Raw genomic sequence first — 1,587 nt, forward strand, 5'->3', positions numbered from 1 at the left:
TCGCTTAATTTTACCACTACCATTCTAATATCATGAAATAAACATCATTTAGAAGTTTTTGATCTATACTAAAGATCGTTCCCATAACCACATATAAATCTTTTGGTCCATTTTCTTAAAAAAAAGACGCATAATCTTTTTCTTTCAATTTAAGACTCTTTTTATTAATATTCTATAAACAAAATAATGACAAGATGGTTCGTTTCTTATTTCCACTAAATCAGCTTTTTTTATAGGCTAATTTTTAAATTAAGGAATATTTGATTCCTTTTTATCAACCAATAATTCTCTATTATACAACTTAAATACCAATTTTTATCATTTTAATCAAAAAAAGACCATCAAATTCGTGGTTTTTATAATAACTGTAAATTGTTTTGATTCAAATAGTTTCAATGATATACCGTAGTTTTTGACTATTTAGCTGTTTAACTCATTTTTAATCTCTACATAAGTTATTATCTTTGATATTTTTTTATAAAAAAAATACAGTTTAGTATTTGTTCTCATATTTAATTTTAATCGTGATATTTTCAAAAAATTACAAAAATAGATTTTATATGAAGTTGAATAAAAATTCTTCATTTTTATATTCATTAATATTCAACTTCAAAAAGGGTTATTTAGAGAATTAATTGCTCGTATATGGCTTGTGCCATTTTTAAGGTGTTATATTCCGTTACCATGAATTTGTATCCATGCTTTTCCATGTATTTATCGGGATTACTTAACCCTTTAACAAGTTTACCTTTAGTGTTGTATCCCCAGTCTGGTAAAATATTTCCACTAAAATTATCATCCCAAGCTATAGGCAGGAAATTCCTACCATATATGTCTCGTGTTGGGCAATTTCTTATGTCCCATGAAGGTGGCTTAATCCAGATTGTAAAAATTTCTGCAATGCCTTTCCAACACTTATAATAATTTAGTCCCATTTCATAAATGGTTGCTGCACAAGCACCTCCAAATATATCCACAACAAGCACATTTTCAGGTACACTATCATTTTTAATTACTGTACAGTGTGTGTTAGGACCTCTACCCCATGCCACTGCATTTACTCCCCAATTTGCTAAATAACCCACTATTTCGTTCATCATATTCCAATCTTTAGTATTTGTATAAATGTTATCTGTTGTAATATACACTGGTTTGTTCCACGAACCATTAGGATCTATAATTGCCTTCCACAATTTAATCTCAATGTTCGCTGGCAGCACTCCAGATTTGTTGTAGGTGTCTAAAATTTTGCTGTAGGTGTAGATGATGTTTTCGTATCCCCAGTAGGTTCCTAGTCCTGTTTTTGTGGAGTAGTTAGGTGCTTGTAGGTTGCGATCCATGTATCTTTGTATTTGTCCTGCAATCTCAACATAATTAGATAAAGAGATATTACCAATTCTTTGACAGTCTAGTGGTGCGGTTGGTTTTTTGTAGATGTCGGATAGTGGTGTGGGTGTGTGGTCGTTGTTGTGGATTTTTTGGGTGACTGTGGTTAGTAGTTGTAGGAATGCGGGCATGGGCACGTCTATTCCGTTGATTTTGACGGTGTTGGGTAGTTTTTTGTTGGTTTCTATGTATGTTTTGACA

The 1,587-nt window shown here is 31.4% G+C and carries 1 protein-coding gene; it reads right to left on the reverse strand.

The window, feature by feature from the left end; genetic code table 11:
• Positions 1-623: 623 nt before the first annotated feature.
• A partial coding sequence (locus GXZ72_06505) for a hypothetical protein (protein HHT19194.1) occupies positions 624-1,587 on the reverse strand: 964 nt, incomplete at its 5' end.

It is taken from the genome of Methanobacterium sp. (assembly GCA_012838205.1).
Lineage (GTDB): Archaea > Methanobacteriota > Methanobacteria > Methanobacteriales > Methanobacteriaceae > Methanobacterium.